Origin of the sequence: Chromobacterium sinusclupearum, assembly GCF_002902845.1 — a bacterium.
GTDB classification, from domain to species: Bacteria; Pseudomonadota; Gammaproteobacteria; order Burkholderiales; family Chromobacteriaceae; genus Chromobacterium; species Chromobacterium sinusclupearum.
In genome coordinates this window covers 42,698-64,373 of the sequence record NZ_PPTF01000008.1, presented here as the reverse complement: position 1 = coordinate 64,373, position 21,676 = coordinate 42,698, and the positions used below count along the sequence as shown (strand labels likewise).

Annotated in this window: 18 protein-coding genes; 8 read left to right on the top strand and 10 right to left on the bottom strand. The window is 63.9% G+C overall.

Going from position 1 to position 21,676, the window contains the following annotated elements; genetic code table 11:
• Positions 1-289 precede the first annotated feature (289 nt).
• Positions 290-1,414 (bottom strand): MBL fold metallo-hydrolase, encoded by a 1,125-nt coding sequence (locus C2134_RS01850; protein ID WP_103317088.1) that lies wholly within the window; start codon positions 1,412-1,414, stop codon positions 290-292.
• A 220-nt stretch (positions 1,415-1,634) separates the two neighbouring features.
• Between C2134_RS01850 and C2134_RS01845 the strand changes: the two genes are divergently transcribed.
• On the top strand, positions 1,635-2,195 hold the full coding sequence (locus C2134_RS01845; protein WP_158248667.1) for a murein L,D-transpeptidase catalytic domain-containing protein: 561 nt from the start codon (positions 1,635-1,637) through the stop codon (positions 2,193-2,195).
• Positions 2,196-2,257: 62 nt separating this feature from the next.
• Here C2134_RS01845 and C2134_RS01840 read toward each other — a convergent pair whose 3' ends face one another.
• Positions 2,258-3,265, bottom strand: coding sequence for an MBL fold metallo-hydrolase (locus C2134_RS01840; RefSeq protein ID WP_199179849.1), 1,008 nt, complete (start codon positions 3,263-3,265; stop codon positions 2,258-2,260).
• Between the two features lie 96 nt (positions 3,266-3,361).
• On the opposite strand from C2134_RS01840, the gene C2134_RS01835 reads away from it, so the two are divergent.
• Positions 3,362-4,333, top strand: coding sequence for a LysR family transcriptional regulator (locus tag C2134_RS01835; protein WP_103317081.1), 972 nt, complete (start codon positions 3,362-3,364; stop codon positions 4,331-4,333).
• A gap of 15 nt (positions 4,334-4,348) precedes the next feature.
• Here C2134_RS01835 and C2134_RS01830 read toward each other — a convergent pair whose 3' ends face one another.
• Together C2134_RS01830 and C2134_RS01825 are read right to left on the bottom strand one after the other, a co-directional pair.
• On the bottom strand, positions 4,349-7,201 hold the full coding sequence (locus C2134_RS01830) for an adenosylcobalamin-dependent ribonucleoside-diphosphate reductase (RefSeq protein ID WP_103317079.1): 2,853 nt from the start codon (positions 7,199-7,201) through the stop codon (positions 4,349-4,351).
• A 164-nt stretch (positions 7,202-7,365) separates the two neighbouring features.
• The gene (locus C2134_RS01825) at positions 7,366-10,647 is read right to left on the bottom strand and encodes a DUF748 domain-containing protein (protein WP_103317077.1); all 3,282 of its coding nucleotides are present in this window, start codon (positions 10,645-10,647) and stop codon (positions 7,366-7,368) included.
• A 187-nt stretch (positions 10,648-10,834) separates the two neighbouring features.
• Between C2134_RS01825 and C2134_RS21435 the strand changes: the two genes are divergently transcribed.
• From C2134_RS21435 to C2134_RS01810, 5 genes are all read left to right on the top strand, one after another.
• Positions 10,835-10,996: a hypothetical protein gene (locus tag C2134_RS21435; protein ID WP_158248666.1), complete on the top strand. Its 162-nt coding sequence runs from the start codon at positions 10,835-10,837 to the stop codon at positions 10,994-10,996.
• Between the two features lie 10 nt (positions 10,997-11,006).
• Positions 11,007-12,347 (top strand): glutamine synthetase family protein, encoded by a 1,341-nt coding sequence (locus C2134_RS01820; protein ID WP_103317075.1) that lies wholly within the window; start codon positions 11,007-11,009, stop codon positions 12,345-12,347.
• Between the two features lie 144 nt (positions 12,348-12,491).
• Positions 12,492-12,659 carry a hypothetical protein gene (locus C2134_RS21430; RefSeq protein ID WP_158248665.1) on the top strand — a complete coding sequence of 56 codons (168 nt, stop codon included), beginning with the start codon at positions 12,492-12,494 and terminating at the stop codon, positions 12,657-12,659.
• A gap of 299 nt (positions 12,660-12,958) precedes the next feature.
• Entirely contained in the window at positions 12,959-13,765 is an 807-nt protein-coding gene (locus C2134_RS01815) for a DUF6602 domain-containing protein (RefSeq protein WP_103317073.1), read from the top strand.
• A gap of 67 nt (positions 13,766-13,832) precedes the next feature.
• Complete coding sequence (locus tag C2134_RS01810; RefSeq protein ID WP_103317071.1) at positions 13,833-14,282, top strand: hypothetical protein; 450 nt, start codon at positions 13,833-13,835, stop codon at positions 14,280-14,282.
• Positions 14,283-14,523: 241 nt separating this feature from the next.
• On the opposite strand, the gene C2134_RS01805 is transcribed toward C2134_RS01810, so the two are convergent.
• The 3 genes from C2134_RS01805 to ccoG all read right to left on the bottom strand — a co-directional run bounded on the left by C2134_RS01805 (position 14,524) and on the right by ccoG (position 18,537).
• A complete protein-coding gene (locus tag C2134_RS01805; protein ID WP_103317069.1) occupies positions 14,524-15,669 on the bottom strand; it encodes an agmatine deiminase family protein in 1,146 nt (381 codons plus the stop codon).
• Between the two features lie 100 nt (positions 15,670-15,769).
• Positions 15,770-17,143, bottom strand: a complete 1,374-nt coding sequence (locus tag C2134_RS01800) for an aminotransferase-like domain-containing protein (protein ID WP_103317067.1) — start codon at positions 17,141-17,143, stop codon at positions 15,770-15,772.
• 17 nt (positions 17,144-17,160) lie between these two features.
• Positions 17,161-18,537 (bottom strand): cytochrome c oxidase accessory protein CcoG, encoded by a 1,377-nt coding sequence (ccoG, locus tag C2134_RS01795; RefSeq protein ID WP_233196330.1) that lies wholly within the window; start codon positions 18,535-18,537, stop codon positions 17,161-17,163.
• A 163-nt stretch (positions 18,538-18,700) separates the two neighbouring features.
• Between ccoG and C2134_RS01790 the strand changes: the two genes are divergently transcribed.
• Entirely contained in the window at positions 18,701-19,348 is a 648-nt protein-coding gene (locus C2134_RS01790) for a LysE family translocator (RefSeq protein ID WP_103317064.1), read from the top strand.
• 31 nt (positions 19,349-19,379) lie between these two features.
• Here the strand turns inward: C2134_RS01790 and C2134_RS01785 are convergent, their stop codons facing one another.
• The 3 genes from C2134_RS01785 to C2134_RS01775 form a co-directional block, all read right to left on the bottom strand.
• Positions 19,380-20,009, bottom strand: coding sequence for a MarC family protein (locus C2134_RS01785; protein ID WP_199154135.1), 630 nt, complete (start codon positions 20,007-20,009; stop codon positions 19,380-19,382).
• A 186-nt stretch (positions 20,010-20,195) separates the two neighbouring features.
• Positions 20,196-21,326 (bottom strand): succinyl-diaminopimelate desuccinylase, encoded by a 1,131-nt coding sequence (gene dapE / locus C2134_RS01780; protein ID WP_103317060.1) that lies wholly within the window; start codon positions 21,324-21,326, stop codon positions 20,196-20,198.
• A complete protein-coding gene (locus C2134_RS01775) occupies positions 21,323-21,673 on the bottom strand; it encodes an arsenate reductase (RefSeq protein ID WP_103317058.1) in 351 nt (116 codons plus the stop codon). Before C2134_RS01775 ends, dapE begins: the two co-directional genes overlap by 4 nt.
• Between the last annotated feature and the right edge of the window lie 3 nt (positions 21,674-21,676).

Here is a 21,676-nt window from a genome sequence, read left to right as displayed (position 1 = left end):
GGTCTAGGGGCTGTTGACATTTGGTGAGTGGATCGCGTTTGCGCCGATTTGGACCGGAAGCAAGGCGCACAGTCCGACGCATAGTCATTCTATGCAAGGACTGGGCAACGCGGCTTCCGGACCAAAGCGGCCAAACCCGCAGGGCCGGGCGCCTTTCGCGCCGACTCTTCGTTGTTCCGCGCTGGCAGAGAATGACTATGCGGCGCGCGAAACGCCTCGATTCGCCGCAAAACGCATGCCGGCGCGACCGCTCACCAAACGTCAACAGCCCCTAGGGCTGTGGCGTAGATCAGTCCAGCGGCCAGGGCATGGACTTGGGCACCGCGGCATCGGCCTCTGCCGCGCTGGACTCCTGGGGCAGGGCGACGCTATCCACCCCGCGCCACCATGGCGCGGCGCGTTCGGCATGGGCCGGCTCCACAGCCTCGCCTTGGCGCGGCATCAATAGCCGGACATTGTGCCGCTCGGCGCTGGCCAGCAGCGTTTCGGCCGGGTCATCCCAGGCATGCATCGCCAGGTTGAAAGTGCCCCAGTGCACCGGCAGGAAGGCACCGCCGCCCAGCAGCTCCAGCGCTTTGAGCGCGTTGTCGGGGCCCAGGTGGATGTCGCCCCAGGCGGGATGATGGGCGCCTACTTCCAGCATCACCAGATCGAAGGCGCCCAGCCTGTCCCGAATCTCCTCGAACTGGCCGGTCAAGCCGGTATCGCCGCTGAAGAAGACGGAATGGCGCGAGGTGCGCATCGACAGCGAGGACCACAGCGTGGCGTTGCGGTCTTTCAGGCCGCGGCCGGAGAAGTGCTGCGACGGCGTGGCGGTGACGACGAGCTCCGAGCCGGGGTGCTGGTAGCTCTCCCACCAGTCCAGTTCGGTGATGCGCTCGCGCGGCACGCCGAAGGCTTCCAGATGGGCGCCGACGCCCAGCGAGGTGACGAAAGGCGCCGGCGTTTTGGCCAGCTCGCGTATCGTGGGATAGTCCAGATGATCGTAATGGTCGTGCGAGACCAGGACCAAATCCAGCGGCGGCAGTTCCTTCAATTTCACCGGCGCCGGCTGGAAGCGCTTGGGTCCGGCCAGGCGGGTGGGCGAGGCGCGCGGTCCCCATACCGGGTCGGTCAGCAGGCGCAGCCCGTCGATTTCGATCAGCACGCTGGAGTGGCCCAGCCAGGTGGCGCGCAGGCCGGATTCAGGCGGTTTGCGCCAGGCATGCCTCGGGTCCAGCGTGGGCAGCGGCCCGGTCGGCACGCGCCGCTCGCCGCCGCACAGAAAGTCCTTCAGCGACGGCATTTTCACATTCGGATCGCGCAGGCCGGGCGCTATGGGATAGATGTTGCGGAAGCCGTCGCCAGCCCACATGGGCGAGGCGCGCATCCGCTCCAGCCGCGCGCCGTCCGGTTTCTTGCCAAAAGCTTTCATCGCAATCCTCATCGTTCAATGGCGGCCCATCCTGAGCCTGCCGCCTACTGTAGACAAGCATGCCGGCGGCGTCGAGCTTGGACTGTTCGCGGCTGGCGGAGTTTGCGGTTTTTACTATCGTCCCTGCGCTTGCCAGGTGTAGGCCTGGGGCTAGAATGAAAAACGAATGGACAGGCGAATCATCAGACAGGCCGCAACGACGAAACCGCGGGGGACGAGGGTGGACGAACTGGAGGCAACATTGTTGCGGCTATGCCGCCAGGAGGCGCTGCCCGATGCCGCGGTGCTGGATATGCTGGCGGTGCAGCGGGAACGCTATCCGCGCGCCAGCCTCTTGTATTGGGCGGTGGTGGACTATGGTCTGCCGTCGACTGAGCCTCGTTTTTTTGTCTTCGATACGCTGGAGGGGTCCGTCCAGCGTTTTCTGGTGGCGCATGGAGGCGGCAGCAATCCCGACGCCAATCGGCTGCTTGTCAGCGAGTTTTCCGACGAGCCCGGCTCCAATGCGACGTGCCTGGGCGTATGCCGCGCCTCCGATACCTTTTTCGGGAGCCACGGCCTGTCGCTGCGGCTGGATGGCATGGGAACCCGCAACATCCATATGCGCGAGCGCAATCTGGCCATGCACGGCGCGGATTACGTCGCGCAGGACTATGTCCGCGAACATGGCATGCCCGGATGCTCAGACGGCAGCCTGGCGCTCGACCCGCAATACAGCGTGGGCCTGATCAATATGCTGCAGGGCGGCTCCTACATCAACTGCATTTGCTCTAGCCGTTGAACCCGGCCTTGCTCCCGACGAAAGGCCCTGGAAAGTTTCCAGGGCCTTTTCGCCGCCAGGCTTCAGTTGAGTCGTTCCAGGCTGTAATTGGCCGGTTCCCAGGCAAAAGCGCGAGTGTCGTTGCGCACATGGCCAATGCCAGGGAAGGAGATGTGCGCGGCGGCCACCCAGTAGCCGTGGGCAGCGGCATCGGCAAAGGCCTTGTGCCGCTGTTCGATGGCGCTTGCCGAGTCGACGTCGAAATCGATGGCGATCTCCGGGTGCGCGAATTGCGCCTGCTGGGCGTGCACGGCGTCACCCCAGAACTGCATGCGGGCGCCGTCGCTGCTCGCTTCGTAGAAGACATGGCCCGGGGTGTGGCCGGGGGTGGCGATGGCGCGGATGCCCGGGAACAGTTCGACGCCGGGTTCGAAGGTTTTCACTTTTCCGGCCGCCAGATAGGGCACCAGCGAAGCCTGCGCTTGGTCGAACCCCTTGCGCTGGTCGAAACCGGACGGGCGCGGCCCCTCCACCTTGGCCTTGTTGGCTGGATTCAGCCAAAAATCGGCTTCTTTCTGGCTCAGATAAATGTCGGCGTTGGGGAATAAGCGCTTGCCAGCCATGGAGAGGCCGCCGGAGTGGTCGAGGTGGACATGGGTGAGCAGCACCGCGTCTATGTCTTCGGGACGGTAGCCGGCGGCGCGCAGGTTTTGCTGCAGACGGCCGGCTACATTGGCGCCGAACAGCTTGCCGGCGCCGCTGTCCACCAGCAGCAGTTTGCCGCCGGTATTGATCAGGAAGGTGTTGATCGAGGTTTCCGCCTGGTCCGGCTTCTGGAAGCCGTCTTCCAGCAGGCGGCGGATCTGTTGCGGTTCCTCTCCGTTGAGCAGCTTGTCCAGCGGGACTTTCACCGTGCCGTCCGAGACGGCGGTGACCTCGAACTGGCCCAGCATCATCCGGTAATAGCCGGGCGCTTGGGCGCGAACTTGCGGCGCCGCCGCGTAGCTGGGGGAGACGGGCAGCAGCGCGGTGGCGGCGGTAGCGAGCGCCAGGCTGGCGGCGAGGGTTTGCATTTTTCGGCTGACTTTCATGATGGCTCCTGTTTGGTATGTCCGCGGCGATTTGCCGTTGGGCTTGCCTGCATGTTCCAATACGCAGTCATATCGTTCAAATCGATTGGAAAGATAATGACTATCAGCGAAAGAGATTTCAGGGGCGTCGATCTCAATCTGTTGGTGGCTTTTCTGGTGTTGATGCGCGAGCGCAGCGTCTCGCGCGCTGCCGAGCAGCTTTACCTGGGGCAGCCGGCAATGAGCGGCGCGCTGGCGCGGCTGCGCAGCCTGTTCGACGACGAGCTGCTGGTGCGCACCGCGGCCGGCATGGAGCCGACACCGCGCGCCTTGCGGCTGGAGGCCGAGCTGCTGCCGGCGCTGCAAGGGGTGCAGGCGGCGTTGTTCCAGGCCGAACGTTTCGATCCGGCCCGCGCCGAGCGCACTTTCACGCTGGCGATGCCGGATTGGGTGGAAGTCTGGCTGATGCCGCGGGTGTTCGCCGAATTGCGCCGCCAGGCGCCGGGGATGCGGATTGCGGTCAAGGCTACCGACCCCTTTCAGGCCGCGGCCATGCTGGAGCGGCATGAAATGGAGCTGGGCATCGCCACGCTGCGGGCGGAGCCGGGATGGATGCGCAGCCAGCCGCTGGCAAAGATGGGTTTCAGTTGCGTGCACCACGCCGCGCGGCTGCGGTTTGAGGGTGGGCTGTCGCTGTCAGACTACATCGCGCATCCCCACCTATTGGTCACCTACCGCGGCGTCTTCCAGAGCGGCATCGATCAATTGCTGGCGGAACAAGGACTGCAGCGGCGGGTACAGTACACCACCCAGCAATTCAGCGCCTTGCCCAGCCTGCTGCGCGAAGTGGAGGCGCTGGCCAGCGTGCCTTCGGCATTGGCCCATCATTGGGCCGATTGCCAGAATCTGCATGCCCATCCCTTGCCGCTGCCGTCGCCGGAGTTTGAATTATCGATGTTCTGGCACGCGGTCAAGGATAGGGACCCGGCGCTGCAATGGCTGCGCGGCCTGGTCGCCGAGGCGGCGCGGCAGCCGGCGCGAGCGGGCGGCAAAAAGGCCCCGGGCCATATCGACGCGGGGCCTGCTTGAAAGATGGAGCCTGACTTAGCCGCAGGCCCCCACATGGCCGCAGGCGGTGCAGAACTCGCAGCCGTCCTTCTTGATCAAGGCGTGGTTGCCGCATTCCGGGCAGGCCTTGCCGGCCAGCGGCTTGAGCATGGATGGCGCTTCCAGGGCGAACAGGTCGCTCTGTTCCGGCACCATCACGCCCATTTCCTCCACCGGCACGCCTTCTTCGGTCAGCACGCCCAGCATGGCGTAGCGGTGGATGATCAGCCGCGCCAGGTAGGCGACGGTGGACGGCCAGCTTTGCGATTTTTCCATGCCCGGGATGCGGGCGAAGAAGTCGCCTTGCGGCTCGGCGTAGTTCAATAGCTTGCGCAGCTTCAGGCCGATCCAGGCCGGGTCGATCACCCGCATGTCGAGCGACAGCATCTTGCACAGGCCGTCCAGTTCGCGCGGATACGCGCCCGCCAGCCATACCGAGTACGGGCGGCGCTTGCCATTGGGCAGCACCAGCTCTTTGACGAACAGCACGAAGTCGTCGCCGGTTTGCGGGTTCACCACATCCACCGACCAGCTCATGGTGCCGTCGCTGCCGGACTTCGGCTCCTTGCGCGCGAACAGGGCGTCCATCACCGGCGTGGCTTCGCCGGCTTCCAGCGTCAGCGCGCCCAATTGCTCCACGCGGTGGCGCACCACCTGGCCCAGCGCGGCGGCGGCCGAGGTGGCGTGTATGGTCTTGTCGCCCAGCGCGAAGCGGTAGCGCTTGTCGCCATTGGTGCGCGACAGCGCGTCCAGCTTGGCGGCCAGCCAGGCGCGGTCGCGGCAGCGCATGTCCATCGACAGGGTCTTGGCGATGGCGGACAGGCCGCGCTGTTCGTCCGTGGCGTTGACCCAGCATTCAAATGGCGTGGCGCGGCCGTTTTCCATATGGCCCACCACCACGGCGAAATCGCCGGCATCACCTTCCACCATGAAGGTCCAGGACGGGTTGCCTTCCTTCAGCTTGGGGCGGTTCGGCCATTTCAGGCTGGACAGCGCCGGCGTCGGCGCGGTGTTCAGCGTGACGCGGCGGTCCGGGTCGCTGGCGGCGCCGGACAGGTCCTGCGGCGCGGCGGCGGATTGCGCCGGCTCCACCGACAGCACCGAACCCAGCACATTGTTGGGCCGGTAGGTGGTGATGCCCTTCAGGCCCGCGCGCCAGGCTTCCAGGTACAGGCTCTCGAAGTCCTCGAACGGATAGTCGGCCGGCACGTTGACGGTCTTGGAGATGGCGGTGTCCACATACGGGGCCACGGCGGCCACCATGCGCATATGGTCCAGCGCGCTCATCTCCAGCGCGGAGACGAAGTAATCCGGCAGTTTGGCGGTGTCGCCGCCCTGCATGCGCCACACGCGGTAGGCGTGGTCTTCCACCAGGTATTCCTGCTGCGTGTTGTCCGCCATCCGCTTTTTGCGGGTGTAGAACCACGAGAACGGCGGCTCGATGCCGTTGGAGGCATTGTCGGCGAAGGCCAGCGAGATGGTGCCGGTGGGCGCGATGGACAACAGGTGTGAGTTGCGGATGCCGTGCTTGCGGATGCGCGCCTGGATCTTCTCCGGCAGCCGGCTGGCGCAGTGTGGCGCGGCCAGGTACTTCTCGGCGTCGAACAGCGGGAAGGCGCCTTTCTCGATGGCCAGGTCCACCGACGCGTCATAGGCCGCGTCGCGCATGGTTTCGGCGATGCGGGCGGCGAAGCGGCGGCCCTCCTCGCTGTCGTAGCGTATCTTCAGCATGATCAGCGCGTCGCCCAGGCCGGTGAAGCCCAGGCCGACGCGGCGCTTGTTCATCGCCTCGCGCTGCTGTTCCGGCAAGGGCCAGACCGTCAGGTCCAGCACGTTGTCCAGCATGCGGATGGCCATCCGCACCACTTTCTCGAACGACTTGAAGTCGAAGCTGGCCTGCTCGCCGAACGGCGCACGCACGTGGCGGGTGAGGTTGATCGAGCCGAGGTCGCAGCAGCCGTAGTCCGGCAACGGCTGTTCGCCGCAGGGGTTGGTGGATTCGATGACTTCGCAGTAGGACAGATTGTTGTCCTGGTTGATGCGGGTCATGAACAGCACGCCCGGCTCGGCATGGTCGTAAGTGGAGGCCATGATCTGCCGCCAAAGCTCGCGGGCGCGCACGGTGCGGTACACCCACAGGCCGTCTTCGCGCTGGAAGCTGCCCGGGAAGGCGTCGGAGTTCGGCGGCACCGCGTGGGTCAGCTGCCAGTCGCCGTCCGCTTCCACCGCGCGCATGAAGTCGTCGGACACGCCGACCGAGATATTGAAGTTGCGCAGGTCGCCCTGGTCCTTGGCGTGGATGAAGTCTTCCACGTCCGGATGGCTGATATCCAGCACGCCCATCTGCGCGCCGCGGCGGGCGCCGGCCGATTCCACCGTCTCGCAGCTGCGGTCGAACACGCGCATGTACGACACCGGGCCGGAAGCGCGGCTATTGGTGCCCTTCACGTGCGCGCCCTTGGGGCGGATGCGCGAGAAGTTGTAGCCCACGCCGCCGCCGCGGCGCATGGTTTCGGCCGCCTGCAGCAGCGCCTGGTAGATGCCTACCTTGCCGCGCTCGGTTTCGGAGACGGAGTCGCCCACCGGCTGCACGAAGCAGTTGATCAGCGTGGCGGAGAGTTCGGTGCCGGCGGCGGAGTTGATGCGGCCGCCCGGGATGAAGCCCTTGTCCAGCGCCTCGAAAAACAGCGGCTCGAAACGGGCCGGGTCTTTTTCCAGCGCGGCCAGCGCGCGGGCGACACGGTGGCGGACTTCGCTGACGCTTTGTTCGCCGTTCTTGGCGTATTTCTCCAGCAACACCTCGCGCGAGATGTCCTGCTCCGCCATGGCGGCGATGTTTTCCTGCTGCATGGAACGCTCATCCTTCTGAAACGGTGTTCGACGACGACGGCATGGCTGCGTGGGCATGAAAAACGGCGTAGCACACTATATGTTGTTACGCCGTCCGGTGTTGAAACGCAAGCTATTGTGTTGTGTGCCGGCTGCGATTGTACCGCAGCCGCAACGCCGCGTCGCTATTTCGCGGTGATTTTGACCGCCAGTTCCACGCCGTCGCGGTTGGCCGATGTCTTTTGCGGCGCATCCAGCGCGATGCGATCCGCCAGCTCCGGCTGGTGGCGCAGCATCACCTTGCGGGCGTTGTCCGCGCGCTGGCTCGCCAGCTTGACGAGATCGGCCTGGCTGACTTGCTGGGCGGCCAGCATTTCATCGCGCAGCTGCTTGGCCAGCGCCTCGCCGGACGGACCGCCCGGCTTCAGCACATGGCCCAGCAGCTTCATCCGGCCGATGAGGCGGCCGTACACGGTCTTGATGGCCGATTGCGTCTGCGCGTCCTTCAGGTCCAGCACCGGCAGCGGCTCGTCGTCCAGCGGCGGATGGCCGGCGGCGGCCAGCACCGCCGAGTCGACGCGGGCGCGCGCCAGCTGTTTGCTGTCCGCGTCCGGCGCGTAGCCGCCGGCGATGGCGATCTGCATCTTGGGCCGCTTGGCCATCAAGGCCGCCACCTTGTCCAGCTTTTCGCGCTCCGGCGGGCTGACATGGGCCTCGCCGGCGACGAAGCGGATGTCGTCGAAGCCTTCTCCGCCCAGCAGCGCGCCCAGGGCGCGGAACGGCGCGGTGGCCACCTTGGTGACGATGTTGACGAAGGCTTTCCAGATCACCTGGCCGTAGCTGAACTGCGGATCGTCCAGGCTGCCGGCCACCGGCAGGTCCAGATCGATGCGGCCGTTGCTGTCTTCCAGCAGCGCCACGGCCAGCCGCAGCGGCAGGTGCGGGCCTTTGTCGCCCTTCAGCTCCTCGCCCAGCTGGATGGAGTCGATCACGATGCGGTTCTCGCCCTTGAGCTGGCGGTGGTCCAGCAGGTAGCGCAATTCCAGCGACAGCTTGCCGTCCTTGACCTGCCAGCCGGCAAAGTTCATCGAGTACGGATTGAGGTTATTCAGCGCCAGGTTGTGGAAGTCCAGCACGATGTCGGTGCTGTCGGTGGGCGACATCGGCGACAACGCGCCGCGCACCTTGACCTCGCCGTACTGATCCACCGCGCCGTCCAGCGTGATGCGGCCGCGGCCGCCGGCGCGGGTGGACAGGTTCTGAATGCTGCCGCGCAGGTGATGCATGCGGGTGGCGAAGTCCGGGGTCATGCCGTGGTCGGCGAACTCCACCGCGCCGTTCTGCACATGGATGCTGTGCACGTCGACCTGCGGCAGCGGCGCGGATGGCGCCGATGCCGGCTTGCCGCCTGGCCTGCCGGCGAAGATTTGCTGCCAGTTCAGCCGGCGCTGCGGGTCCAGGATCAGCCGGGCTCGCGGCTGATCCAGCCGCACGTCGTTGATGCTGACTTTCAGCGGCATGCCCTGGGCCTGCAGCTGGCTCAGGCTCAGGCTGTTCCAGCCCAGCAAGGGCAGCGGCTCGCCCGGCTCCTGCAGCGTCATCTTGGCCAGCCGGAGCTGGCCGGACAGCTGCCATTTGGCGGCGGAGGCGGCGTCCAGCTTGAGGTCGGCGCTGGCGGCGCCGCCGGACAGCTTCAGCGGGGTGCCGGTCAGGCCATACGGGGCCAGCGGCGCCAACGGCAGGGCATCCAGTTTGATGCTGCCGCGCGCGGCGGGCTTGGCTGGATCGATATCGAGCTTGGCGCTCAGTCCGCCGCTGCCGGCGCGGGCGGACAGGTCCAGCGACAGCTTGTCGTCATCGTTGACTTCCAGCTCGCCGTTCAGCTTTTCCAGGCGGTATTCCAGCGGTTTGGGCAGGCTGAGATCGCGCCAGCGCAGACTGCCGTTTTGCAGTTCGATATCGGGGTAGGGCAGCGCCCATGCCGGACCGTTTGCCGACGGTTTAGCGGGAGCTTGCCGCCGCTGCGCCAGCAGCTTCTGCAACTGCAGCTTGCCGTCGCGTTCGCGCTGCAGCGTCAGTTGCAGACCGTTCAGCGCGAGGTCGCCCGGCTCGAGCTGGCGTTGTTTCAGGTCTATCCGCGTCGGCGACAGCTCGGCGCGGGGCAGGCTCAGCCACGATACGCCGCCGCTGCTCAGTTGCAGGTCGGCCAGCTGCAGCCCGGCGTTTTCCAGCCGCATGCCATGCTCTGGGTCCAGGCTCAGCTTGGTCTGCAGGCGCGGGATGTCGGTTTCCAGTTTCAGCGGCTGGATGAAGGTCTGGTCGGTCCAGGCAGCATGCCAGTTGTTGAGGCGTATGCTCTCCACCTTGACCAGCCAGGGCGAGACCTTGCTGGGCTTGGCCGGCGCCGCAGGCGGCAGCCGCAATGCCTGCAGCCAGTTCAGCTGGCCCGCCGCGTTGCGGCCGGCGCTGACCTGGCCGCCGTTCAGTTCGATGCGGTCCACGGTCAACAGGGCGTGGGACAGATCCAGCGCGCCGCCTTCCACTTTCAGCTCAGGCAGCTCCAGCGCGCTGCCGCCCGGTCCTTTCAGCTTCAGGCGCTGCAGGCTGGCGTTCAGTGACGATACCGTCAGCTCAGGCGTTTTTCCGCTCAGGTCGAGCTGGTAGCGCGCGTCCACGGTCAGCGCGCCTTCCGGCTTGTCGACGGCGAAGTAGGGATGGACGTAGTCCCAGGCGGTGGCCAAGGGCAGGCTGCCGATGTGCGCCTCTCCGCTCGATTGCAGCGGCTGCAGCTGCATGCTGCCGCGCCAGTCGAAGCGGCCGCCGCCTTCCAGCTCCGCATGCAGCGCGTAGCGGCCGTTTTCCGCCAGCGTGGACAGGTTGCTCAGGCTCAGATTGATCGGCATCAGCCGGAAGCGCTCGGCCTGGCCGACTTCATGGTCGCTGACGCGGATTTGGCCGCCGCGCAGATTGATCCCGTCGATTTTCAGCCGGGGCAGTTTCTCCGGTGTGGAACCGCTGTCTAGTCTGGCTGGTCCAGAGATATCCGCCGCCAGCTTTTCCCAGTTCCACTTGCCTTGGGCGTCGCGCTCCAGCCACAGCTGCGGCGTATCCAGCGTGAATTCGCTGGCTTGCCAGCGGCCCAGCAGCAGCGCATACAGGTCGGCATTCAGGTACAGGCGGCGCGCCATGAACAAGGGGCGGCCGTCGGCTTCGCGCAGGGCGACGCCGTTCAGCGTCAGCTCCATGCTCCAGGGCACGATGCGAACCTCGGCGATGGCCAGCTGCCGGCCATGCTTGCGGGCCCAGTCCGACGCGGCCTGCTGCAATAAATGCGGCGCGGCCAGGCCCAAAAAGGCCCAGAAGGCCAGCAGCAAGGCAACGGCTAGCGCCAGCCAGCGCAGCCAGCGACGAGGTTTGCGGGGATTGGGTGAGGGGACGGCCTGGTTGGCATGGGCATCAGTATTCATATCGTTTAATTCTAATTCACTTTCACGCCGCCGTCCTGTTGCGTTGTTTGTCCTATTGTTGACCATGATTGACCAAAAGAAACGTCTTGCCCGTTGCAGGCAGCCAAAAGGGCTGGCTAGGATGGAGAAGCGTTCAAAATCTTGAACGCGAAATTTGCCAAATCTTTATCACGAAAGGGGGATCATTTTGCAGCAGCGCCACCGGCAAGGCCGGTCTTCCACCATTTTTTCAAAGGCGGCCAAGCCGCCGCAACTGGCCGAGCGCACCCTGTTCCTGCTTCAGGCAGGCAGGCGACACACGCTGGCCCATCCGGCCCAACTGCTCAGCAGTTCGGGCGCGCACACGTAACAGAGGCTTTATGGACAGTGCCCATACCATCAATCAATGGCTTGACGAACACCATATCACCGAGGTGGAGTGTCTGATTCCGGACATGACCGGCCTCGCCCGCGGCAAGATCGTGCCGCGCCACAAATACAACCCCGCCGAGGGGCTGCGCCTGCCGGAGGCCGTGCTGTCGATGACGGTGACCGGCGATTACCCGGACCGCGATTTCACCTCCGTGGCCGATCCCGACATGAAGCTGATCCCGGACGCCAGCACGCTGCGCCCGGTGCCGTGGAACCGCGAGCCGACGGCGCAGATCATTCACGACTGCTACAGCTTTGACGGCCAGGCGGTGGACCTGGCCCCGCGCAATGTGCTCAAGCGCATCCTGAAGCTGTATGAGGACAAGGGCTGGAAGGCGGTGATCGCGCCGGAGATGGAGTTCTACCTGGTGGAGATCCAGCCCGACGAAGACCTGCCGCTGCGCCCGCCGGTGGGCCGCACCCGCCGCACCGAAGCCGGCATGCAGAGCTTTTCCATCGACGCCGTCAACGAATACGACGACATCTTCGACGTGATGTACGACTGGTGCGAGGCCCAGGGCCTGGCGCTGGATACCTTGATCCATGAGATGGGCACCGCCCAGATGGAGATCAACCTGGACCACGGCGATCCGCTGCAGCTGGCCGACCAGGTTTTCCTGTTCAAGCGCACCGTGCGCGAAGTGGCCATCCGCAACAATATGTACGCCACCTTCATGGCCAAGCCCATGCAGGGCCAGCCCGGCAGCGCCATGCACATGCACCAGAGCGTGGTGGACATTGCCAGCGGGCGCAACATCTTCAGCCAGGACAATGGCGAACCGTCGCCGGCCTTCCTGCACTTCATCGGCGGCCTGCAAAAGTACCTGCCGGCGGCCATGCCCTTTTTCGCGCCGTATGTGAACTCCTACCGCCGCCTCAGCCGCTACACCTCGGCGCCGATCAACCTGAGCTGGGGCTACGACAACCGCACCTGCGGCCTGCGCGTGCCGCACTCCGGCCCGGAAGCGCGGCGAGTGGAAAACCGCCTGGCCGGCGTGGACGTCAATCCGTACCTGGCGATGGCCGCTAGCCTGGCCTGCGGCTACCTGGGCATGCTGGAGAAGACGGATCCGTCCGAGCCGCTGTCCGGCAGCGCCTACGAACAGCCGCACCAGCTGCCGCGCCACCTGGACGACGCCATCGACATGCTGCTGCGCTGCAAGCCGCTGGCGGAGCTGTTCGGCGAGCATTTCGTCGAAACCTACGCGGCGATCAAGGAAGCCGAGTACCGCGAGTACTTCGACGTGATCAGCCCGTGGGAGCGGCGCTTCCTGCTATTGCACGTCTAATCGTATTAGCCATGCGTACACGCCTTCCCGCCTTAGTGGTTGGAGGGCGTTTTTGCGCTATGTATTGGAAGGGGGGCAGGGTAAGCGTACGCCGCGCCTCAGCTTTGTTTCGTGCACTTGACCAGCCGTGCAGGTGTGCTTGCCATGAAGCAGAATGAAGCGGCGAAGGCGGTCCATATGCGATTGCTCGGTGCGCAAGTGCTGAGTGTTAATTGGCGGCATGATTATTTTAATGATAAAGTCTTAATGGTATGGCTTGGGGTGAGGTACGATGATATTTCCCCGGCACTGTCGGGAGAGTCGCAAGTTTAAGCTGTAAAATTTCTTCTACCATATTAATTCTCTATTTGTTTACTTATGCCAATTATTAAAAATTACGGACCCCTTTGGGAGAATACGGGCACGAATCTGTTCCTGCAAACGCAGCTTTCCCACAGCCCCTGGTAAGTGGTGTTTTTCGTCCAATGTTAGGCCCATACAAAAAAAGAGAGATGGTTGATATCTTTTTGATTTCAAATGAAAAAACTTGAAGGTGTGATTTTTATACACCAATATGTGGGTGTTTTCATCCGTCATTTAGGTTGGCTAATTACAAGTTAGGGCACCTGCACATGGCACAGAACTTCTTCGACCGACTCCGCAGCTACTACATAAAAGTAGCCGAGGTGCTTCGCGGTGAAGCCGATGCGGCATCAGTATTCGCGAATACAACAGACATTGGGATGTCCCGCGAGCTTGCCTATGCAGAGTTTCTGAAACAACACGCGCCATCGAAATGCAACGTGTTCTTGGGTGGTTTCCTATTTGATGATGATGGCGCCGAATCCAAGCAACTCGACATCATCATTACTACCGACACTGCTCCCCGTTTCAATTTCCATAATAAGGATGGCTCCGGAAAATCCTTTTCGCCCGTTGAGGGTACTCTTGGCGTCGTGTCAGTCAAATCAACGCTAAACCGGGTTGAACTTTTTGACGCGCTTGGCGGCATCGCTTCGATCCCACCAACAAGAGCGTTGGATGGACGAGTAAATGTTCTTCTAAAGATCAAGAACTATGACGATTGGCCTGTGAAAATAGTGTATGCCTCAAAGGGCATCGCACCAAATACTTTGCTCGCGTACATAAATGAATACTACGGAACGCATCCTGAGATTCCACTGAGCAGACGCCCGAACTTCATTCATGTGGCAGGTTCCTGTCTAATCGTCCGTGTACAGGATGGCATGACTCTGCATGATTGCGGAGCTGGTACAGCCGAGTCTATCACTCTTGGCACATACCATCTCCTGACGACCGACTCAGATCTACAAGCAGTTGTCTGGATACTCAATCAACTTCAACAGAACGCAAGCGCGTCTACGCACATACTCTTTTCGTATGGCTCTCTCATTAACAAAGTCAACGGTCTGCCCTAACCCGGCAGTCGAACGGACCTGCGCAAAAAGCGGCGCAGGCCGCTCACTTCCACGTTAGGAATCTGCAATGAAGTTCGCAGCGCTACTAGGCAAGAAGCTCAAGGACGACGATGTGATCGAAGTCCTGGAGACTCACGACATGACGGTCGTCTATGAGTTCGATCGAACTCACGAAAACATGAACGATCTCTACTGGTCCGATTCGAAGCCTGATGGCTTCCAGTTTGGATTCGACAAAGATCAGGTCCTCTACGTGGTTTTTCTCTACATCACGGCAAGTGAAGGATTCGAGCCCATCGACGCGTCGACGTTGGATTTCCCGATCTATGGCACCTTCGATGAGGCGAAGAATTCCTTTGAAGCCGACGGAATCTCCTATAGCCAAAGCAGCGGAGAGTCGGGCTCGTCAATGTACAAGTGGTGGATCAAGGGAGACTTCGGCTCCTTCACAAGGCACTACCAATACCAAGATGGCAGCTTGTTCAGAGTCACGCTCAGCCGCAAGGTATCTGCCTAATCCATCGTTCAACCGGACATACTCCAGCGTTCCTGCGCCGGACTTCATTTCATTTTCGCCCGGCTACGTCACTCTGTCGTATGTCGGTTAGCCGAGCAAGAATGCTTGCTGATGCTGGTCGAGCGCAAAGCGACGCTGCATACCGGCGATGTCATCATTGAGAAAACGCGCTCTCTGGATGAGCAGCTTCGTCCCATATGAGCGCGCAGCAACCTATCCATAACAATGCGGATTGGCATCTTCACGCCGGCTGCTGCTGCGTCACGCAGTGGATGCCGCCGCCGCCGGCGGCGATCGCGTCGATGTTCAGCTGCACGATTTCGCGGTTTGGGAACTGCTCGCGCAGGATGTCGCGGCAGTTGCCATCGGCATCGTCGTCGCCAAACTGCGGCGCGATCACCGCGCCGTTGCAGACGTAAAAGTTGACGTAGCCGGCGGCGAAGGACTTGCTGTCGTAGGTGGGCCTGACCTTGTCCGGGCCGCGCAAGGTCACCACTTGCAGGCGGCGGCCCTTGGCGTCTGTAGCCCGGCGCAAAATGGCCAGATGGCGTTGCGTGACCGCGTGGTCGAACGAGGACGGGTCGCTGTCCACGCCGGCGATCACCACGCCGGGGCGGGCGAAGCGGGCGTAGAAATCGGTATGGCCGTCGGTGATGTCGCGCCCGGGGATGCCGGGCAGCCAGATCACCTTGTCCACGCCCAGCAGCCGTTTCAGCTCGGCCTCGCAGGCCGCCTTGTCCATGCCGGGGTTGCGGTTGGGATTCAGCACGCAGCTTTCGGCGAGGATGGCGGTGCCGTCGCCGTCCACCTCCAGCGCGCCGCCTTCCAATATCAGCGAACTCTTCAGCAGCGGGACACGGGCGCGTTCGCAGACGGCGGACGCCACGGCGCGGTCCCAGCCGTATTCCTGCTTGCCGCCCCATCCATTGAAGTTGAAGCCGGCGCCGGCCAGCTGGCCCTGGGCGTCATGCACGAATACCGGCCCGGTGTCGCGCATCCAGATGTCGTCCAGCGGCAGGGCGATCAGTTGCACCCCGTCCCCGCATAGCCGCCGCGCCAGCTCCAGGCTGGCTGCCGGCGCCAGCATGCGCACCGGCTCGAACTGGGCGATGACGCGGGCGATTTGCGCCAGATTGCGTTGAGCGGGCTGCAGCAGGCGATCTCCCCAGATCGCGGCCTGGGCGCCGAAGGCCATCCAGGTGGCGGCGTGCGGCTCGCCCTCGTCCGGCATGCGCCAGCCGGCAGCCTGCAGCCTGGCAGGCCGAATGGCCGCAGCGGGCGGCGAGGGATTGGAAGCAGGGCTGGAACGGCCATCGGACAGACAACCGCCCAGCAGCGCGCAGCCCGATAGCCAGGCGGTTTGTCTCAGAAAATGGCGTCGGTTCATTCTCGCCCCCGGCAAGCAGCTTTGCATAAGCTAGGCTCATGCTTTAGAGATAGCTGCTGACAGGCAGGCTTGGCGAATTTTCCGGCGGCGGCAAAGCGGCTCAGGCGGAGAGCAGCGCCGCCAGGGTGGCCGCGCCTTCGCGCTGCTGCAATGGGTCGTAATAGCTGAAGTTAAGCCGCAGCGCATGCTGCCTGGGCTCGCTGTCGCGGAAGAACAGCGAACCGGGCGCGTAGTGAATGCCCATCTGCATCGCCTGCGGCAGCAGGCGGCGGCAGTCCATGCCCGGCGGCAGTTCCAGCCACAGGAAATAACCGCCTTGCGGCGTGACCAGGCGGCTGCCGTTTGGCAATTGGGCGGCCAGTTGTTGGCTCAAGGCGTGCCAGTTGGCTTGCAGCCGGCCGCGCAGCAGGCTGAGCATGTCCTCGTGCTGGCCGCCGGCCAGCAGCCGCGCCAGGGCCAGCTGGCTGGGCAGCGGCGTGGACAAGGAGCTGCATAACTTCAGGCCGACGATGCTGTCGCGGTAGCGCCCGGCGGCGATCCAGCCGACGCGGTAGCCCGGCGCCAGCGATTTGCTGAACGAGGCGCAGTGCAGCACGCTGCCGTTGCGGTCATAGGCTTTCAGCGGCAATGGGGCGTTTTCGCCGAAGTACAGCTCGCGGTAGGTGTCGTCCTCGATGATGGGCACGCGGTGGCGGTCCGCCAGGGTCAACAGCGCCTGCTTGTCGGCGTCGCTCATCGTCAGGCCGGTGGGGTGCTGGAAATTGGCCATCGCCAGAATGGCGGCAGGGCGGTGCTGGACGATCAACTGATCCAGCCGCTCCAGGTCCAAGGCCTGGCCTGGCGGCGTGGCCAGGGTGTGGGCGGCAATGCCCAGTTGCTCTAGCAGGTCGAACAGCGCCGGAAAGGCCGGCGTCAGCACCAGCATCGCCGCGTTGCCGGCCAGCCGGGCGACCGCGCGTATCGCCAGATTCAGCGCCTCCATCGCGCCGCAGGTCACCAGCAGCTCCTCGCCGTCCAGCTCTACGCCCTGCGCCAGATAGCGCAGCGCCAGTTCCCGGCGCAGGCCTTCATAGCCGGTGCTGGTCTGGCCGGTCAGCGCGTAGCGGTAGTCGCCCAGCGCGCGGGCCAGGGCGCGGTTAAGCGGCGTGGTGTTGATCAGCGCCGGGTTGATATAGGGACAGCCCCAGGGCATGGGCAGCGCGGCGGTCAGGTGCTCGATGCGGACGTCGCTGCCGTCGCCGTCCATCGTCAGCCGGCTGGGCGCGGCGCGCGCCAGCACGCGGAAGCCGGAGCGCGGCAGGGACGCAATCAGCCCCAGCCGTTCCAGTTCGGCATAGGCGCGCTGGGCGGTGGTGATGCTGATCTTGTGATCCTGGCACACCTTGCGCAGCGAGGGCATGCGGTCTCCGGCGCGCAGGTGGCCCTGTTCGATGGCGTGACGGAAGCGTTGGCTCAGTTGGCCGGTTTTGTTCATGCGCTTTTCCTGCCGGTTTATTCGCCGATGAAGCTGGATTTTTCCTTGACGGTGACGTCATCGTTCAGCGAGCGTATCACGAAGTGGATAGGGTGGGCGCCGCGGCTGGCGTGCTCGGGATTGGCCTGCACGCGCACCACCACGGTTTCGGTGTGCGCCGGCTTGACGTCGAAGACTTGCTCGGGGCGCTCCATGCGGATGCTGGGCAAGCCCTCCACCGTCACGCTATAGCGCTGCGCCTGTTCGGTGGTGTTGATCAGCCTGAGGTTGTAGCGGTTCTGCAGCATGCCGTCGTCGCTCTGCTCCACCAGGCTGGCGCGGTCGCGCAGCACGTCCACCTTGAACGGCTTCTTCAGCGCCAGCGCGGTGGTGGAGGCCACGATGATGCCGGCGAGCAGACAGGAATACACCGCGATGCGCGGCCTGTGCAGCGACTTGGCCGGCGCGGGTTTGCCCTGCAGCGCCTGGGCGCTGGTGTAGCGGATTAGCCCGCGCGGCGACTTCAGCTTGTCCATCACCTGGTCGCAGGCGTCGATGCAGGCGGCGCAGCCTATGCATTCATATTGCAGGCCGTTGCGGATGTCGATGCCGGTAGGGCAGACCTGCACGCAAATGCCGCAGTCCACGCAGCCTTTGACCGCGTTTTCGCTCTTGGCCTGCTGTTTGCCGCGCGGTTCGCCGCGCCGTTCGTCGTAGGAGATGATCAGGGTGTGGTCGTCGAACATCGCGCCCTGGAAGCGCGCGTATGGGCACATATGCAGACAGACCTTCTCGCGCAGCACCCCGGCCAGCAGCCAGGTGAAGCCGGCGTAGAACAGCGTCCAGAACAGGTCCCATGGGCCCACCTGCAGCGTGGCCAGTTCGCGTATCGGCGTGAAGTAGCCGACGAAGGTCAGGCCGGTCCACAGCGAAAACGCCCCCATCAGCAGCTGGGTGGCGCCTTTCTTGAAGAATTTGCCGGCGCTCATCGGCGCCGCGTCCAGCTTGCGGCGGGCCAGGTGGTCGCCCTGCACCAGCCGTTCTATCCATATCATGATCTGGGTGTATACAGTTTGCGGGCAGCTGTAACCGCACCATAGCCGGCCGGCCAGCGTGGTCCACAGGAACAGGCCCAGCGCCGATACCACCAATAGCGCCGCCAGATAGATGAAATCCTGCGGCCATAGACTGATGCCGAAGATCAGGAAGTGATGTTCCGCCAGGTTGAAGTGCACAGCCTGGCGGCCGTTCCATTGCAGCCAGGGCACGCCGAAGAATACCAGTTGCGTGAGCAGGACCATGCCGACGCGCAGGTTGTTGAAGCGGCCGCTGGTGAGTCTGGGGTGGATTTTGATTGGAACCGGCTGTATTTTGGGCTTGGACATGGCTGCCACCAGGCTATGAGGAATAACCATGTTTTACTGCTGGAAATCAGTACACACAATGAACAGAATCAGTCGGAAAAATATATACAGATGCCAACTGTCAGCCCGCTCTGTCTTTTGTTGAAGTCTCGCAGTATTGCTTGGCGCGCGGAGTTGGGTAATGCTTTTAGCATTGTTAATGTGTGGGGGAGATATGGGCGCTTATGTCCTGAATGAGGGTTTGGTCGCGGCGGCCACCCTGTATGCGGTCGGCGCGGCAAGCCCCGGCCCCAGCAATCTGGCGATCATGGGCGCGGCGATGAGCCATGGGCGGCTGCGCGCGCTGGCGATGGCGCTTGGCGTGGTGTTGGGGTCGCAATTCTGGGGGCTGCTGGCCGCCTGCGGGCTGGCCGGGATCATGCGTGAGGCCTGGTGGCTGATGATGGCGATGAAGCTGGCGGGAGGCGTTTATTTGCTGTACCTGGCGTTTCTGTCGGCCAGGCAGGCAGCGGTTGCGGATTGGGCGGCCCCCGCTGCTTTGGAGCCGGAAAAGAATGGCGCTTGGCGTTGGCTGCTCAAAGGCGCTGCCATGCACATGACCAACCCCAAAGCCATCTTGGTGTGGATGTCCATCGTCACGCTGGCGTTGCCGCGCGAGGGCGGCGGCGAGCAGGCCTTCCACGCGGTATGGGTTTGCGGCGGCATCGCCGTGCTGGTGTTCTTCGGCTATGCGCTGCTTTTTTCGACAGCGGCGGCGCGCGAGGGCTATCTGAAGGTGAGGCGTTGCTTCCAGGCTATTCTCGCGGCGGCTTTTGGCTGGGCCGGCGTGAAGATGCTGCTGGCCTCGTCGCGGACGGTATAAGCAATGGCCTGCGCGGGCAGGCCAGTGTCTTTTAGCGAGTCAGTTGCGGAAACAGCCGGTACAGGCCATCGACGATGATTTCCACCGATACGGCGGCCAGCAGCATGCCCATCACGCGATTGACGATATTGATGCCGGTCTGGCCCAGCAAGCGGGTCAGCGGGGTGGCCAGCGTCAGCGCGCCAAAGCAGGTCAGCGCCACCAGCAGGCTGCTGATCAGCAGATAGACCACCTGCACCCAGGAATGGGCGGTGGTGGCGTAGATGATGACGGTGGAGATGGTGCCGGGGCCGGTCATCAGCGGGATGGCCATCGGCACTACGGCGATATTGGTCTTGTGGCCGGCTTCCTCGCGCTCCTGCTTGGTGGTTTTGGTGGGGCCGGGCTTGGCGTTCATCAGCGCGATGGCGATCAGCATCAGCAGAATGCCGCCGCCGACCTGGAACGAGCCTATGCTGATGCCCAGAAAGCGCAGCAGCGTCTGGCCGACGATGGCGAACAGGCACATCACCACGGCTACCGCGATGGCGGTGGTCTTGGCGACTTTCTGTCTTTCTTCCTGGCTGGCGTTGGGCGTCAGGCTGATGAAGATGGGGATGGCGCCGAGCGGATTCACCAGAACCAGCAGGGCGACGAAGATTTTTGCGATTTCTATTTCCATGATCGGCCAATATTAGCGTGGACTGAAGTATCTTGCATTCACCGCGGGGACGTGAATCTGCACGCTTGCGCCACCGGCTCCGGCTAGGTTTCAGCATAGCCGCTTGGCGCGCTGCTCATGGCGCGGTCTGCATGGCAAACAAAACGCCGCTTGTAGGCGGCGTTTCAGGATGCGGAAGGCGCAAGGTCAATCCAGCAGCAGGCCTTCCAGCGTGCGGTGGTAGATATCCGCCAGCGGTTCGATATCGTCCACCGCTACGCACTCGTTGAGCTTGTGGATGGTGGCGTTGATCGGGCCGAACTCCACCAGCTCGCGCGCGATGCGCTTGATGAAGCGGCCGTCCGAGGTGCCGCCGGTGGTGGACAGTTCGGCCTTGGCATCGGCCACGTCGGCGATGGCCTGGCTCAGCGCCTCGGTCAAGGCGCCCGGCGGCGTGATGAAGGGCTGGCCGGACAGCTGCCAGTGCAGTTCATAAGCCAAGCCGTGCCGGTCCAAGATCCGATACACGCGTTCCTTCAGATTTTCCGCCGAGCTTTCCGGCGAGAAGCGGAAGTTGAACAGCAGCTCGCAGTGGCCGGGAATGACGTTGGTGGCGCCGGTGCCGGCCTGGATGTTCGACACCTGCCAGCTGGTGGGCGGGAAGAAGGCGTTGCCCTCGTCCCAGCGCGTGGCGGCCAGCTCGGCCAGCGCCGGGGCCAGCAGATGGATGGGGTTCTTCGCCAATTGCGGATAGGCGATGTGGCCCTGGATGCCGTGCACGATCAGCCGGCCGGACAGCGAGCCGCGGCGGCCGTTCTTGATGGTGTCGCCCAGGCGCTGTTCGGAGGTGGGCTCGCCGACGATGCAGTAATCTATCGTTTCGCCGCGCGCTTCCAGCGCATCCACCACTTTCACCGTGCCATCGGTCGCCACGCCTTCCTCGTCGGAGGTGATCAACAGCGCCAGCGAGCCCTTGTGGTCCGGATGCTCGGCGACGAAGCGTTCGCAGGCGGTGACGAAGGCGGCCAGCGAGGCTTTCATGTCCGCCGCGCCGCGGCCGTAGAGCAGGCCGTTTCGCACGGTCGGCTCGAACGGCGGGCTGTCCCACTTGTCCAGCGGGCCGGTGGGCACCACGTCGGTATGGCCGGCGAAGCAGAACAGCGGGCCGGCGTCGCCCTTGCGCGCCCAGAAGTTGTCCACGTCGCCGTGGCGCATCTTCTCCACCTTGAAGCCTATGGCTTCCAGCCGGCCTATCATCAGCGCCTGGCAGCCTTCGTCGCGCGGGGTGACGGAATCGCGGCGGATCAGTTCGCGAGTCAAATCCAGCGTCGCGCTCATTTGCCGAAGCGCTCCGCCCAGTCGGCCTCGGAGAAACCGACGCCGACTTTGCCGTCCCATTCCAGCACCGGGCGCTTGATCACGGACGGCTTGTCCAGCATCAGCGCGATGGCGCCGGCGGTTTCGTCCGCGGCCGCCTTGCTGTCGTCCGGCAGCGCGCGCCAGGTGGTGCCCTGGCGGTTCACCAGCTTGGCCAGCGGCACCTGGGCGGTCCAGGCCTGCAGGCGCGCGGCGTCTATGCCCTGTTTCTTGAAGTCGTGGAAAATGTAGTCGATGCCGTTGTCGGCCAGCCATTGGCGGGCCTTCTTCACGGTATTGCAGTTGGGAATGCCGTAGAGGGTAATCATCGG

Excerpts from the sequence above, each read along its gene's own strand:
- C2134_RS01850 (WP_103317088.1), bottom strand. The coding sequence starts at position 1,414 with ATGAAAGCTTTTGGCAAGAAACCGGACGGCGCGCGGCTGGAGCGGATG.
- C2134_RS01840 (WP_199179849.1), bottom strand. The coding sequence starts at position 3,265 with ATGAAAGTCAGCCGAAAAATGCAAACCCTCGCCGCCAGCCTGGCGCTC.
- C2134_RS01835 (WP_103317081.1), top strand. The coding sequence starts at position 3,362 with ATGACTATCAGCGAAAGAGATTTCAGGGGCGTCGATCTCAATCTGTTG.
- C2134_RS01830 (WP_103317079.1), bottom strand. The coding sequence starts at position 7,201 with ATGCAGCAGGAAAACATCGCCGCCATGGCGGAGCAGGACATCTCGCGC.
- C2134_RS01825 (WP_103317077.1), bottom strand. The coding sequence starts at position 10,647 with ATGAATACTGATGCCCATGCCAACCAGGCCGTCCCCTCACCCAATCCC.
- C2134_RS01820 (WP_103317075.1), top strand. The coding sequence starts at position 11,007 with ATGGACAGTGCCCATACCATCAATCAATGGCTTGACGAACACCATATC.
- C2134_RS21430 (WP_158248665.1), top strand. The coding sequence starts at position 12,492 with ATGAAGCAGAATGAAGCGGCGAAGGCGGTCCATATGCGATTGCTCGGT.
- C2134_RS01815 (WP_103317073.1), top strand. The coding sequence starts at position 12,959 with ATGGCACAGAACTTCTTCGACCGACTCCGCAGCTACTACATAAAAGTA.
- C2134_RS01810 (WP_103317071.1), top strand. The coding sequence starts at position 13,833 with ATGAAGTTCGCAGCGCTACTAGGCAAGAAGCTCAAGGACGACGATGTG.
- C2134_RS01805 (WP_103317069.1), bottom strand. The coding sequence starts at position 15,669 with ATGAACCGACGCCATTTTCTGAGACAAACCGCCTGGCTATCGGGCTGC.
- C2134_RS01800 (WP_103317067.1), bottom strand. The coding sequence starts at position 17,143 with ATGAACAAAACCGGCCAACTGAGCCAACGCTTCCGTCACGCCATCGAA.
- ccoG (WP_233196330.1), bottom strand. The coding sequence starts at position 18,537 with ATGGTTATTCCTCATAGCCTGGTGGCAGCCATGTCCAAGCCCAAAATA.
- C2134_RS01790 (WP_103317064.1), top strand. The coding sequence starts at position 18,701 with ATGGGCGCTTATGTCCTGAATGAGGGTTTGGTCGCGGCGGCCACCCTG.
- C2134_RS01785 (WP_199154135.1), bottom strand. The coding sequence starts at position 20,009 with ATGGAAATAGAAATCGCAAAAATCTTCGTCGCCCTGCTGGTTCTGGTG.
- dapE (WP_103317060.1), bottom strand. The coding sequence starts at position 21,326 with ATGAGCGCGACGCTGGATTTGACTCGCGAACTGATCCGCCGCGATTCC.
- C2134_RS01775 (WP_103317058.1), bottom strand. The coding sequence starts at position 21,673 with ATGATTACCCTCTACGGCATTCCCAACTGCAATACCGTGAAGAAGGCC.